The organism is Bordetella sp. H567 (assembly GCF_001704295.1).
Classification (GTDB): domain Bacteria; phylum Pseudomonadota; class Gammaproteobacteria; order Burkholderiales; family Burkholderiaceae_B; genus Bordetella_C.
This window is the reverse complement of the sequence record NZ_CP012334.1, coordinates 4,843,428-4,857,896: the sequence shown is the minus strand read 5'-3', so window position 1 is coordinate 4,857,896 and position 14,469 is coordinate 4,843,428. Positions and strand designations below refer to the sequence as shown.

14 protein-coding genes and 1 pseudogene are annotated in these 14,469 nt (G+C 59.4%); 8 read left to right on the top strand and 7 right to left on the bottom strand.

All coding sequences use genetic code 11. The annotated features are described in order from the left end of the window. Nucleotides 1-865: 865 nt before the first annotated feature. The 3 genes and pseudogenes from AKI39_RS26290 to AKI39_RS21780 form a co-directional block, all read left to right on the top strand. Nucleotides 866-1,040: pseudogene (locus tag AKI39_RS26290) on the top strand (tripartite tricarboxylate transporter TctB family protein); the annotation flags it as partial. Nucleotides 1,041-1,216: 176 nt separating this feature from the next. Then, entirely contained in the window at nucleotides 1,217-1,780 is a 564-nt protein-coding gene (locus AKI39_RS26285; protein WP_443103668.1) for a tripartite tricarboxylate transporter permease, read from the top strand. 445 nt (nucleotides 1,781-2,225) lie between these two features. Then, on the top strand, nucleotides 2,226-2,543 hold the full coding sequence (locus tag AKI39_RS21780) for a hypothetical protein (RefSeq protein WP_066640881.1): 318 nt from the start codon (nucleotides 2,226-2,228) through the stop codon (nucleotides 2,541-2,543). 303 nt (nucleotides 2,544-2,846) lie between these two features. Here the strand turns inward: AKI39_RS21780 and AKI39_RS21770 are convergent, their stop codons facing one another. After that, entirely contained in the window at nucleotides 2,847-3,593 is a 747-nt protein-coding gene (locus AKI39_RS21770; RefSeq protein ID WP_066640878.1) for a ferredoxin reductase, read from the bottom strand. Then, the gene (locus AKI39_RS21765; RefSeq protein ID WP_066640877.1) at nucleotides 3,586-4,191 is read right to left on the bottom strand and encodes a sulfite oxidase-like oxidoreductase; all 606 of its coding nucleotides are present in this window, start codon (nucleotides 4,189-4,191) and stop codon (nucleotides 3,586-3,588) included. The genes AKI39_RS21770 and AKI39_RS21765 overlap by 8 nt, the downstream gene beginning before the upstream one ends. A gap of 516 nt (nucleotides 4,192-4,707) precedes the next feature. On the opposite strand from AKI39_RS21765, the gene AKI39_RS21760 reads away from it, so the two are divergent. Then, the gene (locus AKI39_RS21760) at nucleotides 4,708-5,181 is read left to right on the top strand and encodes a TlpA family protein disulfide reductase (RefSeq protein ID WP_066640875.1); all 474 of its coding nucleotides are present in this window, start codon (nucleotides 4,708-4,710) and stop codon (nucleotides 5,179-5,181) included. Between the two features lie 341 nt (nucleotides 5,182-5,522). Here the strand turns inward: AKI39_RS21760 and AKI39_RS25795 are convergent, their stop codons facing one another. Then, the gene (locus AKI39_RS25795) at nucleotides 5,523-5,822 is read right to left on the bottom strand and encodes a hypothetical protein (protein WP_066640871.1); all 300 of its coding nucleotides are present in this window, start codon (nucleotides 5,820-5,822) and stop codon (nucleotides 5,523-5,525) included. A 331-nt stretch (nucleotides 5,823-6,153) separates the two neighbouring features. Next, the gene (locus tag AKI39_RS21750) at nucleotides 6,154-7,068 is read right to left on the bottom strand and encodes an SDR family NAD(P)-dependent oxidoreductase (protein ID WP_235610698.1); all 915 of its coding nucleotides are present in this window, start codon (nucleotides 7,066-7,068) and stop codon (nucleotides 6,154-6,156) included. Between the two features lie 29 nt (nucleotides 7,069-7,097). Here AKI39_RS21750 and AKI39_RS21745 point away from each other — a divergent pair, with 29 nt between their 5' ends. Beyond that, nucleotides 7,098-8,072: a GlxA family transcriptional regulator gene (locus tag AKI39_RS21745; RefSeq protein ID WP_066640870.1), complete on the top strand. Its 975-nt coding sequence runs from the start codon at nucleotides 7,098-7,100 to the stop codon at nucleotides 8,070-8,072. Between the two features lie 93 nt (nucleotides 8,073-8,165). Here AKI39_RS21745 and AKI39_RS21740 read toward each other — a convergent pair whose 3' ends face one another. From AKI39_RS21740 to AKI39_RS21730, 3 genes are all read right to left on the bottom strand, one after another. Then, nucleotides 8,166-8,765, bottom strand: coding sequence for a nitroreductase family protein (locus AKI39_RS21740; protein WP_066640869.1), 600 nt, complete (start codon nucleotides 8,763-8,765; stop codon nucleotides 8,166-8,168). 132 nt (nucleotides 8,766-8,897) lie between these two features. After that, entirely contained in the window at nucleotides 8,898-9,830 is a 933-nt protein-coding gene (locus AKI39_RS21735; RefSeq protein ID WP_066640867.1) for an MBL fold metallo-hydrolase, read from the bottom strand. 16 nt (nucleotides 9,831-9,846) lie between these two features. Further along, nucleotides 9,847-10,464: an isochorismatase family protein gene (locus AKI39_RS21730; RefSeq protein WP_066640865.1), complete on the bottom strand. Its 618-nt coding sequence runs from the start codon at nucleotides 10,462-10,464 to the stop codon at nucleotides 9,847-9,849. 261 nt (nucleotides 10,465-10,725) lie between these two features. On the opposite strand from AKI39_RS21730, the gene AKI39_RS21725 reads away from it, so the two are divergent. The 3 genes from AKI39_RS21725 to AKI39_RS21715 all read left to right on the top strand — a co-directional run bounded on the left by AKI39_RS21725 (nucleotide 10,726) and on the right by AKI39_RS21715 (nucleotide 14,296). Beyond that, nucleotides 10,726-11,637, top strand: a complete 912-nt coding sequence (locus AKI39_RS21725) for a LysR substrate-binding domain-containing protein (protein WP_066640863.1) — start codon at nucleotides 10,726-10,728, stop codon at nucleotides 11,635-11,637. Between the two features lie 113 nt (nucleotides 11,638-11,750). Further along, the gene (locus tag AKI39_RS21720) at nucleotides 11,751-12,638 is read left to right on the top strand and encodes a pirin family protein (RefSeq protein WP_083228985.1); all 888 of its coding nucleotides are present in this window, start codon (nucleotides 11,751-11,753) and stop codon (nucleotides 12,636-12,638) included. 134 nt (nucleotides 12,639-12,772) lie between these two features. Continuing rightward, nucleotides 12,773-14,296, top strand: coding sequence for a GMC family oxidoreductase (locus AKI39_RS21715; RefSeq protein WP_066640861.1), 1,524 nt, complete (start codon nucleotides 12,773-12,775; stop codon nucleotides 14,294-14,296). Nucleotides 14,297-14,469: the final 173 nt, after the last annotated feature.

Below are 14,469 nucleotides of genomic sequence, written 5' to 3'. Positions count from 1 at the left end.
GTTCGAGTTTGGCGTAAGCTTGATTCGATGGTCTCGCAGTTACGGTAAGAGGGTCAACCCGAAGCCCTCATGATTTCTGCGTAAATTGGAATTTTCAATGTTTATAGGGAGATTCTATGCGTGTAAAAAAATGCTGACACCGGATAATCTCGCGACTATAGCCCTTGCTTGCGGATTGCTTCCGCAGAACTCTGCGAGGCATTGCTCGAATTTACAAAGACGATCGTGGGGGCATTGCATATCTATTGCCCGAGATAGCCTGTCCGAAGGGAAGGACGTTGAAGTGGTGGTACGAGAGCGGTTTGGATTCTAGGGCACTCCGCTCCGACTGCGCGCCACGTGTATGCGGATCGCAAAATTCCGCGTTCAATGAACTTTTTCTCGCAAACTTCCAACTTGAATGACGCGCCGATTCTGAATTGGATGACGCATTTTCGCTAAGTCATTGATTTATGAGTAGGGCGAGTCCCAACCTGGGCGAACTTCGACAGTTCATGTCGAAGTTCACCTAACTTGGAATTTGGGTCATCCAGTTTTGGCATTCGGGAATTTCCGAAATATGACATTAGCGGTGGCTCTGGCCCTATTTCGCTCCCGAGGGTCCATTTCGTGATGTGCGCGGCCCCGGGGGATTGCTAAAGAGGTGCCGCCTTTCCTTGCGGTGTTCTAGCGGCTGAGAGGTCCAGGTAAGGCAATACAGTGGATGAAGCGCAGTCGCGTTAGGGGCTTAGCCCTCGCAGAACGTTGACTGTCCCCAACTAAAGGTTGGAAGGCTAACCTGAGGGTAATCCCCGGGGGGTTACCCCCAACTTCCGGTCATATTCAATGAGGGAGAAAGTAGTGTTGGATTCGAGGAGATCTAGCCATGCGTCCTTACCGTAATCAGGATTGCGCGGCCGGGTTGATGTTCGCCGCTTTCGGCGCGGGATTCGCCTGGAAAGCTTTCAGCTACTCGCTGGGAACCGCCGGCCGGATGGGGCCCGGTTACCTTCCGTTCTGGCTAGGTATCATGTTGGTCCTGCTGGGGGCGGCCATCCTGGTCAGGTCGTTCTTCGAGAATGTTCATGAGAGACGCATCCCAGCGTTCAACTGGAGTCTCTTGATCTTGGCGCTTGCGCCGTGGGCGCTAAGCAAGGCGTTTCAAACTCTGTTCGATCGCAGCCTTGTCTCTTCCTTTACTTTCCAATTAGGACCTCCGGAATTCCTTTCGTGGCTGGTGCTTTACCTGACGTGTGCAGCGGCGTTGGCTTGCGGCTCGTTGCTCAAGGCGATAGCGATGGTCGTTCTGGGCCTATTGTTCGGTCTGGTGGGCACCGACGTCAATTCCGGTGTGGTGCGCTTCGCCTTCGGCATTGAAGCCTTGCAATACGGTATCCCTCCGGCCAGCGTGGCGCTGGGCGCGCTGGGAATCGGCCTGTGGGCCAAACTGCCGCGCTCGCGTTATCGCACGGTGTTCTTGAGCGCCGTGGTGGTTGCCGCGATCGGCATCTACTGGCGGCTGAATTCCGATACGTTCTTCATTTGTGCCACAGCCGCATTCGGTGCCGCCGGTTATCTGTGGAATAGGCTCAATTGCGTAAGCGCCGCATGGTTTTTCGGTTTGGTATACGGCCCCCTCGTGGAAGAAAACTTTCGCCGATCGCTGCTGTTGTCGCGCGGGGATTTTTCCAGCTTTGCCTTGCGGCCGTGGTCCGCCGCGTCGCTGGCGCTGAGCATGGCGATCTGCGCGGCATCGCTATTCATGTGGAAGAAACGATCGAGGCCGCTGGAAAGTGCCTGACTATCTCCGGTGCTCCTTATCGCGCCCGCTGCGGCCGGTTCCGGCTGTCAAAGTTCACCTAACCTGGAATTTCGGTCATCCAGTTTGGAATTCGGAAATTTCCGATATACCAGCATTGGCGCGGGCTCGGGCCCTATTTCGCTCCTGAAGGTCCATTCCGTAATGTGCCAGTAGACAACGTCATATGGCTTTGTGTTCGTCGTACAACCTATGCCATTGAGCCTTAAGAAGGCCGCATAACGCGCGTAAACATCCTATGTGACCTTGGATAAAGGAGATGTTGGGATGGCGGAGCCCACGATAGGCGCGACAGAGGAGCGAACGGACCTAGGCGCCTTGAAAGCCTGGCTGATGTTGCTAGGCATACAAGCTATTGCTGCAACTCGTATTTCAAGGCAGTGAGGGCGTACGACTTGTTCATGCCATTGCGGAGCTGCGGCCGTCCATGGTTGTGTTCAAGTGGTTCACCGCCGTGGCCATCGCGGCCTCTTGCGTGCTCAGCTTGATCGCGGGCGTTTTGCTATTCGCGCGCCGGCGCCCCTCCACAGTCAAGACCATCTATTCCGCGCTATGGATCGGCGGTCCTGTGATGGGGGTGGCCGTACTGGCCGCGACTTCCGTCGCGCTGGACTTGCCGTTCGCCAAGGTCTGGGGCAGCAGCGGGCCGTACGCAATTCTCCGTTCGTTCCTATTCGCCGCGCTATGGAGCGTTTATGTGTATCGGTCTCGCACTGTCAGGGCGCGCTATTGCATGAAGCGCTAGCCTGAAAGCACCCTCATGCCCTCGTTGTCGAAGTTCACGATGGATGGAGCTTTGGTCAGGAACGTGGAACGTTCGAACCCCGACCGCGTCGGTAGGGACCGTCTAAGCTTGGTTCGGCTCCGTCCGCTCCCGATCCTTCTCTGCCGTTCGGCGATGGTGTGCCGCTTCGTCTCTTTTTGCACTGAAGCAGTCATGCGCGTCATCAATCACGACCGACTTATTGATGACACAAGTCACAGGCGCATGATAAGGAGTGTGGCGGAGGCTCTGGTCATCGTTGGGCGGTCGCCGTAGACAGTGGAACTAGCCGCCATATCGTTCGGTCTTGATTGTCGCCGCGTCCAAGCCTGCCGACAGCGCGCCATCGGCCGCGGTATTGACGAAGTCATTTGAGCCACAGATAAATACGTGCGCGGGCCGGTCGGGAAGCCGGGCAACTACGGCAGCGACCATTGCGCTGTCGATGCGTCGCGAAAAGTCGGAAGTGCGCGCCGGGGCATCTCGCGTTATCGCCAGAGCCAACTGGAACGCCGGGTCCACTTCTTCTTGCATGAACAGTTCCTCGGAGAACAGCATGTCGGGCAGTGTCCGAGTTGACAAGAGCAGCGCAGTTGGTACGGTCTGCGCTTGGGCGCGGCGTTGTCGAATCATCGCCATCAGCGGCACGACCCCGGAACCCGCCCCAATCAACAGCACCGGTGCAGTTGCGACGTTGGGCCATAAGAAGTGGCCACCCAATGGGCCACGCAGTTCGATCTCGTCGCCGACCGCCGCGATGTCATGGAAGAACGGAGAAACTTCCCCATCCGGAAGGCGTTCGATGGTCAGTTCAAGAACGTCCGAAACACTAGGTGATGAAGCTATCGAATAACTGCGCATCGCGACGTAACCGTCTGGGGCTGTCAGTCGCACATCGACATGTTGACCCGCGATGTGAACGAATGGTCTGGCCAGCCGTATGAAATAGCTTTTGACGTTCGGCGTTTGCTCAACGATTTTGTCTATTGTCGCTGTCTGCCACGATGCGGATCGTGCGCCGGTATCAATCATTGGCGTATCGCTGCTCTCGCCATGGGTCGCCGTATGTGTGATATCCGTGCGACTCCCAGAAGCCGGGCTCGTCTCGATCGGTGAACTGGAGCGTGTTTACCCACTTGGCGGACTTCCAGAAATACAGGTGCGGGACGAGTAGCCGTGCCGGCCCACCGTGGTCGCGCGCAAGCGGCTGCCCGTCGTAGCTCAACGCGACCATCGCCTTCCGGCCGGCAAGATCCGCCAAGGGAACATTCGTAGAATAGTCGTCGTAACAATGCGCGAGCACGAAGCCGGTGGGCCGCTCCAGACCGGCGTCGGCAAGTATGTCATCAATGATCACACCTTCCCATCGAGTATCCAGTTTTGACCATGCCGTGACACAGTGAATGTCTCGCGTCACCTTGGTCTTCGGAAGCGCGTTGAACTCGCGCCAGTTCCAGACCTTGACGGGCTTCGGGCCGATTTTAAGCGTGAACTTCCAATCGCTTGTCTCGACCCGTGGAGTTGCCCCAGCGGTCAGGACCGGGAAGTGTTCGACGACGTGTTGGCCCGGCGGGACCCGATCGGATTGATGTCCTGGCGAATTTCGGCCGGTAAATCCCCTGGTGACCATGGCTGCTCCTTTGCCTGCTGTCGACTGCGTGTTTGAACTCTCTGCTCGGTCCGCGTTGTAACGTTCTCGCCACGAACGACTATGACGACCTGCGGAAGAATGCGATATTGAGGGAACTGATCACCAGAGGGGTCGACGTCGTGCTCTGGCGGTCATGATGGGCAAACTGTAGTATGGATCAATCTTGATATTTTTCCCAATGTCCCCGCGGCATAGGCTTTGTACTTTCTGACACCGCGTCCGCGTTTCGCGATCGAATTTGACCCGGATTGCGGCTCAGAATGAATCGAAACAGCATATCGTCCCTGCTATCGAAACCATGGGGTATGCACATTCGAAATAGCCCCCCTCTAATCATTACAATTGTTTATCGCCCCGGCAAAACTGCTGTGCCCGTTACTCTCCGTGCGCAGGCTGTGTGGTGCCAAAAGACCCCGCCTCGTTTGGAGTCGTGGTCAATGCCTGACGGTGTCCGCTCTTGACATCGGTAGGCCTAACAAAGGCAAGGAGGTTAATGTGACAGCAACCGAACAACGTGCGCCGGAGCTCCGGGTACAGCGATGGATCGGTGCCGACGGCGAAATCTTGCAGACGCCAGTGAAACTGGCGGATCTGGGTACAGGCGTGAAGGTCCTCTTCGCGTTTCAGGACTGGTGTCGCGGATGCCATGAGCACGGCTTTCCGACGCTGCAAAGTCTTCGCGTCGCCCTGGCTCCCAGAGGGGTGGGTTTTGCGGTTATCCAGACGGTCTTTGAGGGCGAGCTTGAGAACACGTTCGATAAGCTGCGCTCCAACCAAATAAAGTACGACCTTCCCATCTTGTTCGGTCACGATGTTCCCGAGGTAGGACAAAGGTTGCCGAGCTTCATGACGGACTACCAAACCGGCGGTACGCCCTGGTTCACCATTATTGATGCGGAAGGACAAATAGTCTTTTCGGACTTTCACCTCGATCCGGACCGACTCTTGGCGCAACTGAAGCAGACGTGACATACGACGCGTGCCGATCTTCCGCGGCACACACGTCGCCATGCTCCCCCTCTGCTTTGCCGGCGGCATCTATGTGCCTCCTATTCTCACGGCGCTGGACGCGCCCGCCGCGGCGGTGCCGCACGCTACGGCGACGAACACGCTCTACAACACGATTGCATCCACGTGCAGCCCGGCCGATACAGCGCGCCTGCCTGGCCAGCGATGCCGACGCGGTCGTCGTCACGTGCGTCACGCTGGGCGCCGCTCTCGACGGTGCCGATGCGTTCCGTGCACCCGTCGTCCGGGCGGATACGGCGCTTGCCGATGTCGCCACGCGCACTGGAGGCTCGGTCGCCGTCTTATGCGCCGCGCAATCCGCGATAGAAGGCAACCGGCGGCTTTACGAGACCTATGCCGCTCGGTCCGGCGCTGCGGTGGCGGTGCATCATCTTCCGGCAGCCTGGGAGTTTTTCAGGCAGGGTAATGTTCCTGCTTGTTTGCAGGAAACGGCTCGGGCCGCCAAGATCGCGTATCGACAAGGCGCAGACGTCGTTGCGTTTGCCCATCCATGGATGGCGCCGGCTGCCGACCTTGCCGATGGGGCGCATCCTCGTCCGCTTGATAGTCCCGGTGCCGCGCTTGAGGCGGCCCTGGAGCATTTGGCCGCTCCCGGCCGTTCCTGCTGATTATTAAGCTCACGGGCGCGGTTCGAGCACTGCACAAGAAGTGGCGCTAGCCCCGGCCCGGCATGAACGCCAGCGACAGGACGCACATGCCGATCAAGTTGGCCTTCCGCCGATACATGCGGTGGGACGATTCGGAAAGATGGGCTACTGCCCCAATATGCGCACTGGCGCAAAGAGAGCGCATGCTCTTATGGACTAATTCAGGGTTCGGGTCAGTTCGAGTTCGGTCCACCTAACGGGGAATTTCACGTTAGCCGGCCGTTCGACCCGGCAGAGGCGGTCGGCATAAATATGGGGATTCAGATCACGCCGAGTAGCGGGCAGCGGGGCTGTTCGTCAGGCAGGCTTGCCCGAGGTTGCGCCGGGCGGCCGTGAACGTCTCCCAAGAGGTTACGTCCGGCAGGCTCGGAATGCAGATGGGTTCCCGCTTGTCGAGGCCCGTCAGCGCTGCCCTGACGAAATCCTCGCCGCTCATGACGACGTGTACCGGTAGAGTCTTGATGTCGATCCCCGTGGCCGACCGGAAATCCGTGGCCGTCGCTCCTGGCACGAGCGCTTGGACGAAGACGCCGCGGCCTTCGACTTCCTGTTGCAGGCTTTCCGTGAATTGCAGGACGTAGACCTTGCTGCCGCCATAGGCCGCGTTGTTGGGCCTGGGCAACCAAGCCTGAATGGAAGCGACGTTCACGATCGCCCCATTTGCCCGGCTGAGCATCCCCGGCAGTACAGCCCGGGTCAGGCGGGTCAGCGCGACGATGTTGAGCGCGAGCAGGCTTCCTATGTCCTTCGGCGCTGACTGCGCCAGCAAACCAAGCCCGCCGACACCGGCGTTGTTCACCAGGACGGCGACCCCCTCATCGCTGCTGATGCGATCTTCCAGCACCATGAGGTCGGCCGGTTGTGCAAGGTCGAGCGCCAAGGTCTCGACATTGCGGCCGGAAGCCTTGCGGATGCGCTCGGCCTGTTGCTCCAGACGGTCGACGCGGCGCGCGACCAGCAGCAAATCATGTCCTCGCGCGGCAAGGCCCTCGGCATAGAGCGCGCCGATACCCGAAGACGCTCCCGTTACAACAGCCAGACCAGCTTTGATTTCCGTCGCCACATTCTTTCCATTGAAATTTCTGTAAGGAGCAACGCGTACCGACCTCGATGGCATGGCTGCAATGTCGGATATGCCAATAATTACGCCATTGATGAAAATGCCCGGAACGGGGATCATGGCGTTTTTCCACGTCGCGGGGAGGGCAAATGCTGACCATCGGGCTCGTGGTCTATCCCGGCTTTCAGGCGCTCGGCCTGGCGATAGGTTCGGTGTTTGAGTACGCCAACCTCCATGGCGACGGCCCGACTTACGAGGTTGTCTTGACCTCGGAAACAGGTGGCCTTGTGCGATCGTCGTTGGGTTTCATCGTCGACACTTGCGCGCTCGGAACGCGGCCCTTCGACACCCTTGTCGTTATCGGGGACAACGATATAGCGCCGCCGACACAGACCTTGCTAAGTTATCTACGCGAGGCGTCCGGCAGGGTCAGGCGCATCGCATCCACATGTACGGGCGCTTTCGTCCTGGCAGAGGCGGGATTGCTGGATGGCAGGGCCGCGACGACCCACTGGCATTACGCCGACAGAATGAAGCGGGCCTACCCCACGACAGAGGTTGAGGAAGATCGAATTTTCACCAACGACGGCCATATCTGGACCTCTGCCGGAATGAGCGCCGGGATCGACCTTGCTCTAGCCCTTGTCGAAAAAGACCTCGGGCCGGAGATTACAAAGCTGATCGCAAGGAAGCTGGTGCTCTATCACCGCCGAGGCGGTGGGCAGTCGCAGTTTTCCGCTCTCGTTGAAATGAATGCCAAGTCCGACCGCATCCAAAAGGCTCTGACCTATGCGCGGGAGAACTTGCGGGCCGATTTAACCGTTGAGGCATTGGCGAATGTCGCGAATATGAGCGCGCGTCAGTTCAGCCGAGTATTTCGCGACGAGACAGGTCAATCGCCGGCGAAGGCGATCGAGCGTCTTCGCGTGGAGGCCGCTCGCGTCATGCTGGAAACCACCAATCATCCAGTTGAAGTGGTTGCGAGAGAAGCGGGGTTCGGCGATCGCGAGCGGATGCGCCTGTCCTTCATCCGTTCGTTTGGTCAGCCACCACAAGCCATCCAAAGGTCATCCGTGAAGGAACACATTGACGCGGCGCATACGTCTCGCGAATTTCCAAACTGAGTGCGCTTCTCCCACACGTCGTCGCCCATTGGGCGTCGACTTTCCTCACCGTGCCCGGCGTACGTTGCTGGGCACCGGGGGCCATGCGAGCTATCAGCGAAAGACGCGGACGCGTTCCTCGTCGTCCATGAAGGCCTTATCGGGGAAGGCGCCTTCGTTGGACCCGAAAGGCATTTGTGCGCGCAACTTCCAACTAGCGGGCAGGCCCCATTGTGCGGCGACAGCTTCATCGATGATCGGGTTGTAGTGCTGCAGGCTGGCACCGATGCCGGCGTTGGCCAGGGTCGACCAGACCGATAGCTGGGCCATTCCGCCGGACTGTTCCGACCACACGGGGAAATTGTCGGCGTACAGGGCGAACCGCTCTTGCATCGCCTTGACAACGGCCTGGTCTTCGAAGAACAGCACGGTGCCGGCACCCGCAGCGAAGCTGTTGAGTTTCTTTTCCGTGTTCACGAAGACGTCGGCCGGGACCAACTTGCGCAAGGCATCCTTGGCGATGTCCCACAACTTTACGCTCTGTTCGCCGAACAGGATGACGGCGCGCGAGCTCTGCGAGTTGAAGGACGAAGGCGCGTGCTTGATCGCTTCCCGGACAAGGGCCGTAACGGTTTCGGGGGGCGTCGGAAGATTTCTCCCCAACGCGTATTGCGTGCGGCGGCGCTTCAGGGCTTCAAGGAAGGCATTATTCATTTGGGAAGGTTCCTATGTTGATATGCGCGGAAATCGCGTCGTGTCATGATCCTATTCTTCGGATTCACGTCTTGGCGGCGTCTCGGAATGAATGGCCCGCTTCAACCAGGAGCGGGCCTTTTTTCCCAATCCCTAGACGCCTCGATACACCAGCCGTACAAACAAGGCCGGATTGATGACGTTGTTGCCCCACTTGGCATCGAACTGCTCGGAAGGCTTCGCGGCGATCACTTGGTCCACCGTCATTCCCTGCTTTTTTAGCGATGCGACTCGGTCTCGAATCGCTACGAGCATGTCGCGATAGGCGACAAGGTCGGCGCGTGTACCGTCCGGTCCGTGCCCCGCAACGACGATCGTTTTCTCCGTTGTCATTTCGATGTTTTCATTCGCGGCATTGATCATCCCGTCGATGTCTCCGCCCTCGGCATAGTCGATAAAGGGATACAAGCCATTCCACCAGGTATCCCCGGTAAAGAGCACGTCCGCCTTTTTGAAATAGACCGAAAGATCGCCGTCGGTATGCGAATGCATGTAGGGCCGGATCTGGGCCGTATCCCCGTCGAACTTTATGTTCTTTTCAGCGGAAACGAGCATGGTAGGCCTCGCGCCCTTGGGGACGGGTGTGAACGTATGTCCCCATTCCTCTACGCGTATGGTCTGGCCAAGGTGATTGGCAGTTTCCGGGCTAGCGATGATTGTGGCGCCGTTCTTGTGAAGCCACTCGTTCCCGTCCGTGTGATCCCAGTGCCAGTGTGTATTGACCACGTAATTGATTTTGCCGGACTTCAGGCCATGGATGGCACCCAGCAACTTCTGCTCAGAAACCGCTATCCCCGCATCCACCATGAAGATGCCGTCTTTCCCGACCAAGGCTCCGATATTGCCGCCCGAACCATACAGGGCGCTCACGCCACCCCTTAGTTGCTTGACGGTGATGGGATCTCTCTCCGCTGCGGCGTTGATCTTGGCGTACGGCGTTTCCTGTTGTGCCGCTGCCGGCAGTGTGGTCAGCCCTGCCAGTAGCATGCCTAACGCCGAGATCGTGTACTTATGTAGCGTTTTCATGGTTTCTCCTCGAACATTATTTGCCATACGCGGCAGCGACTTGGCCGACCAGAACGGCCCACGGCATGTCGAGCGCCTGGTAGACGGCGCCGGCCTTCGGGCTGCTGTTGTCGCCGAGGATTTCAACCATCAAGGTCGCATAATCCGAAACGACCACCCCAGCCTGTGTCAAGCGATACAACGCTACTTCACGCTTGGTATCGCTGAAGGTGCCTGACGCATCGACCGCGACATAGGCGTTGTAGCCGCGCGATACGGCGGTAACCGCCGGGAATCCCGCGCAGACTTCAAGTGACACACCAGCGAAGATCAAGTTCTTGCGCTTCGTACCCTCGATGGCCGCGGCGACGCGCTTGTCGTCGTAGGCGTTCACCGACGAGCGGTCGAGGACCTCGACGCCCGGCAGCGCCTCGAGCAGCTCGGGAAACGTCGGGCCCCACATGCTCTTTGCCGCCGTGGACGCCACAACGATCGGCAGTCCCAAGGCCTTGGCCGCTTTGGCCAGGGCAACGACGTTGTGCTTGAGCTCACCGGTCGAAATGTCTCGAACGCCTGTCAACAGGCCGACCTGGTGGTCGACGAGGATAACTGCGGTGTTGTCTGCGTTCAGCTGTTCGTAAGTGAGATGATTCATTGCTTGCTCCTAGGGCTGGTCAAGGAAGAGCGGCATACCTCATCGTTCACCGCCTCCATGCGTTCCTTCCATCATCACAAACGCACCAGATCGCGCGTCCGAACACGTGATTTGTCGTGTTGAACAGAATCCTATCCACTAGATCCTTGGCCCAGAAGCCGTCAAAACCGAGACTAAGCTTCCAATCGATTGGACGATAGAATGGGACTCTTGCCTAAGCGACACGCATGGGCACCTTCTGTGGCTGAGTGCAAGGCGACGATGCTCGATCTCAATGATTTCTTTGTTTTCGTGCATGTGGTGGAGCGCGGTGGGTTCACCGCAGCCAGCCGCACGCTGCAGATTCCAAAATCGACGCTCAGTCACCGCATGCAGCAGCTCGAAGCCGAGCTCGGCGTGCGGCTGTTGAATCGGACATCGCGTCGCTTCGGCATGACGGACGCCGGCGAGGAGTTCTACCGTCATGCGGCGTCCATGCTGCGCACGGCCGAGCTGGCGGAGACGTCGGTGCGGAACCGGCTGGCGGAACCTGTCGGCACGGTGCGCTGCACTGCCGGCGCGGCCACAATGCAGTTTGCAATGTCCCACATCATTGCGGATTTCCTGACGCAGTATCCGAAGGTCAATGTGGTCGCGCACTCAGCGGACCGGGCCGTCGATATCGTGGGAGAGAACTACGACATCGCCATCCGCGCGCACTCCGATCCCTTGCCCGACTCCAATCTCGTCCAAAGAACCCTCGCTCCAACGCCGTGGCTCCTGTTCGCGGGATCCGGCTATATCGAGGCGCACGGCGCACCGAAGACGCCGGAGGATCTGCAAGGTCATCCGTCGCTGTTCATGATGCGGACCGGCGTGCCTGCGGCGTGGCGGCTGCGCCACGCGAGCCAGGTGCGGGATGAGATCGTCGTTCCGCTGTCGCCGCGTCTGCTATGCGACGATATGGTCAGCTTGCAGCAGGCGGCAATCCAGGGCCTCGGCTTGGTAGCATTGCCAAGCTACATTTGCCACCAAGCCGTACGTTCCGGCGTGCTGCAACGCGTACTGCCGGACTGGATTGCCGGCGATGCGACCATCACGGCGCTGCTTCCCTACAGGAAGGGGCTACTCCCCTCGGTGCGCGTATTCCTGGATCACCTGGCGGCGGAGTTTCCAAAAACCGTCCTGCTATAGATCGCCGGTCGTCGTCCAAGCGCTTGGACGCTAAGTCCCAATTTGGGAGACTTCACGCTCGCTGAACCATCCCTTAGATTTGCTCCAACAAAAACTTTTTTGGGGCAATCGAAATGGACGATACCGCGACGTTGGAAAAAATAAGCGACGCCGGCCATCTTTCCGACAGACTCGGAATGATCGTGACCGGCGTCCCCCACAAAATCGGCACGGGATTCCTCGCGCGCCATTTCTCGGAAGAGATGTTCGGCGGCAGCATGGATCCGCTCCTGATGGTGGATCACTTCGTGATGACGGAGCCGACGTTCGAGCCGCATCTTCATGCCGGCATCTCGGCCGTCACGGCGCTGTTCGAGGACTCCGAAGGTGCGTTCCTGAACCGGGATACGCTGGGCCACAAGCTCGCGATAAAGGCGGGAGACCTGTACTGGCTGGCTGCGGCCAGCGGCGCGGCGCATGAAGAATTCCCGGAAAAGGGCGGGCGGACACATGCGCTGCAGATCTTCGTCAACCTGCCAGCCTTGCTCAAGGCCAAGCCGGCACGCGCGTTTCACGTACCGGCGCAAGACGTGCCGATCCTGAAGGAAGATGGGTATCGCGTGCGGGTCGTGCTAGGGCGCAGCGGCGACGCGACGGGCGCGGAAGGCGCGCCTGTGGAAGTGACGATGCTCGATGGATTTCTAGAGAAAAACGGCCGCTTTGCGCATACGCTGGCCCGCGATCGGCAGGCGTGGATCTATGCGGTCTCCGGCAGGTTGACGATCCGCGTCCAGAATGAAGAACGCGTGCTGGATGCGGGCACTGCCACCACCGTCAAAGCCGGACCGCAGACGGATATCGTGCTGCTGTCCGGCGAGCCTTCGCACTTCGTGCTGCTGGCCGGCAAGCCAATTAAAGAAACGTTCGTCAAGCACGGGCCTTTGGTGATGTCCACAGCGGAAGATGTCCGTCGCACCCTTCTCAGCTATCAGGCCGGAAAGTTTGGCGATATTCCCCGCTAGCAATTTTATTCGTCGGTCTCGCGCACAGCGAAGCAACTGAGACCGCGCGGACAGCGGCCTTTGCCTTGGGGCACGGCGGTGTCGCCGTGCTGCCTGACTCGCCTGCCCGACGAAGATAAACAAAGGAGAGGGTCATGCCATCAGAGAGACCAGCAGCAACCTCATACGACGTCATCATCGTCGGCGGCGGGTCTGCCGGAGCGGTGCTCGCAAACCGGCTAAGCGAGGATCCGGCCAGGCGCGTGCTTCTAGTGGAAGCGGGACCGGCGTATGCGCCGAACGATTATCCGGACGTGATCGCCAACGCGAACCGCGTCGGTGGAGATTCGACCCATGACTGGGGTTACCACACGCAGGATCATGTCGGTCTCGGCCATGACGTGAATGCTATCCGCGGCAAGGTGCTTGGAGGTAGTTCCGGCGTGAACGCGGCGGTTGCCATGCGCGCCCGCGCTGCCGACTTTGCACGCTGGACCGCCCGCGGGATAGAAGGCTGGTCTTTCGAAGAGGTGCTACCGGTCTTCAAGGCTTTGGAAAATACGCCGACCGGAGACAATGCCTGGCACGGACGGACCGGCCCCTTTCCCATCCGCCAAACGACGCTGGAAGAAAACACGCCATCGATGCAGGCCTTCGTCCGCGCTGCCGAGGCGGTGGGACTGTCGCGTGTCGACGATTTCAACGGAGCGGAGCAGCATGGCGTCTCACCTTATCCGTTGAACGTGGTCGCCGGCCGGCGCATCAACACCGGCATGGCCTACCTGAACGACGAAGTACGCAGGCGCGCGAACCTGAGCATCCTCGGCGGCGCGGAAGTTGATACCGTCATGTTTGACGGAAAGCGGGCCACCGCCATTCGCTTGCTGAATCGCGACACGATCTCCGCCGGCCAGGTAGTTCTGTCCGCCGGGACGTTCGGCAGCCCTGCGATCCTGATGCGATCGGGGATCGGGCCGGCCGAGCATCTGCGGGATCTCGGCATTCCTGTCGTGCTGGATGCGCCGGTCGGCAACCGGCTGAAGGAGCATCCGTTCTACTACAACATCTATGCGCTGAAGCGGGAAGTCAACGCCATGACGCCGGTTGCGGGTGCCGTCCTGTGGACCAGATCGACCGAAGCGCGTCCTGGCGAACTCGACCTGCACGTGTCCGGCACGCATATCTTCGATCCTGCGCAGAGCCCTACCGGCGGAGCGATCGTGTTGGCCTGCGCGGTGACACTGCCCAATTCGGCCGGCTCGGTCCGTCTGGCCAGCCGAGATCCACGCGCCATGCCGCTGATTCGCTACAACTTTTTCCAGGACCCAGGCGATCTGCGCCGGATGATGGAAGCGGTTCGTCTATCGCGGCGGATCGGCCGGACCGCGCCGTTCAGCGAGATGGTCGAATTCGAGATGACGCCCGGCAAGAATGTCGAGGACGATGCGGCACGTGAGAAGGCGGTAATTGCCGCAGTGGACGGCTATGCGCATCCGACTTCGACGGTGCCGATGGGGGGCGACCGCGACCCGGATGCCGTCGTCGATGCGAACGGAAAGGTACGGGGCGTCGAATGCCTGCATGTCATCGACGCGTCGATCATGCCCGAGATTCCTTCGGTGGCGACAAATTTGACGACGATCATGATCGCCGAAGCAATCAGCCGCGGCTTTAAGTAAGTATGAAAGTGTTAGCCGCACGAGCGCCAAGCGTTCAGGACGGGGAAAACTTAAGGTCTATGCAGGATATGCACGGCGTGTTGACAACGTCATGCTGACGAGTTGAATGCCGACATCCTGTCGTTTATTCGCGGCTGATCGGCGGACAAGTCAGTGACATGCCCGCGCAATGG

Coding starts and splice junctions, on each gene's coding strand:
- AKI39_RS21780 (WP_066640881.1), top strand. CDS start 2,226: ATGGTTGTGTTCAAGTGGTTCACCGCCGTGGCCATCGCGGCCTCTTGC.
- AKI39_RS21770 (WP_066640878.1), bottom strand. CDS start 3,593: ATGATTGATACCGGCGCACGATCCGCATCGTGGCAGACAGCGACAATA.
- AKI39_RS21765 (WP_066640877.1), bottom strand. CDS start 4,191: ATGGTCACCAGGGGATTTACCGGCCGAAATTCGCCAGGACATCAATCC.
- AKI39_RS25795 (WP_066640871.1), bottom strand. CDS start 5,822: ATGCTCCAGGGCCGCCTCAAGCGCGGCACCGGGACTATCAAGCGGACG.
- AKI39_RS21750 (WP_235610698.1), bottom strand. CDS start 7,068: ATGATCCCCGTTCCGGGCATTTTCATCAATGGCGTAATTATTGGCATA.
- AKI39_RS21745 (WP_066640870.1), top strand. CDS start 7,098: ATGCTGACCATCGGGCTCGTGGTCTATCCCGGCTTTCAGGCGCTCGGC.
- AKI39_RS21740 (WP_066640869.1), bottom strand. CDS start 8,765: ATGAATAATGCCTTCCTTGAAGCCCTGAAGCGCCGCCGCACGCAATAC.
- AKI39_RS21735 (WP_066640867.1), bottom strand. CDS start 9,830: ATGAAAACGCTACATAAGTACACGATCTCGGCGTTAGGCATGCTACTG.
- AKI39_RS21730 (WP_066640865.1), bottom strand. CDS start 10,464: ATGAATCATCTCACTTACGAACAGCTGAACGCAGACAACACCGCAGTT.
- AKI39_RS21725 (WP_066640863.1), top strand. CDS start 10,726: ATGCTCGATCTCAATGATTTCTTTGTTTTCGTGCATGTGGTGGAGCGC.
- AKI39_RS21720 (WP_083228985.1), top strand. CDS start 11,751: ATGGACGATACCGCGACGTTGGAAAAAATAAGCGACGCCGGCCATCTT.
- AKI39_RS21715 (WP_066640861.1), top strand. CDS start 12,773: ATGCCATCAGAGAGACCAGCAGCAACCTCATACGACGTCATCATCGTC.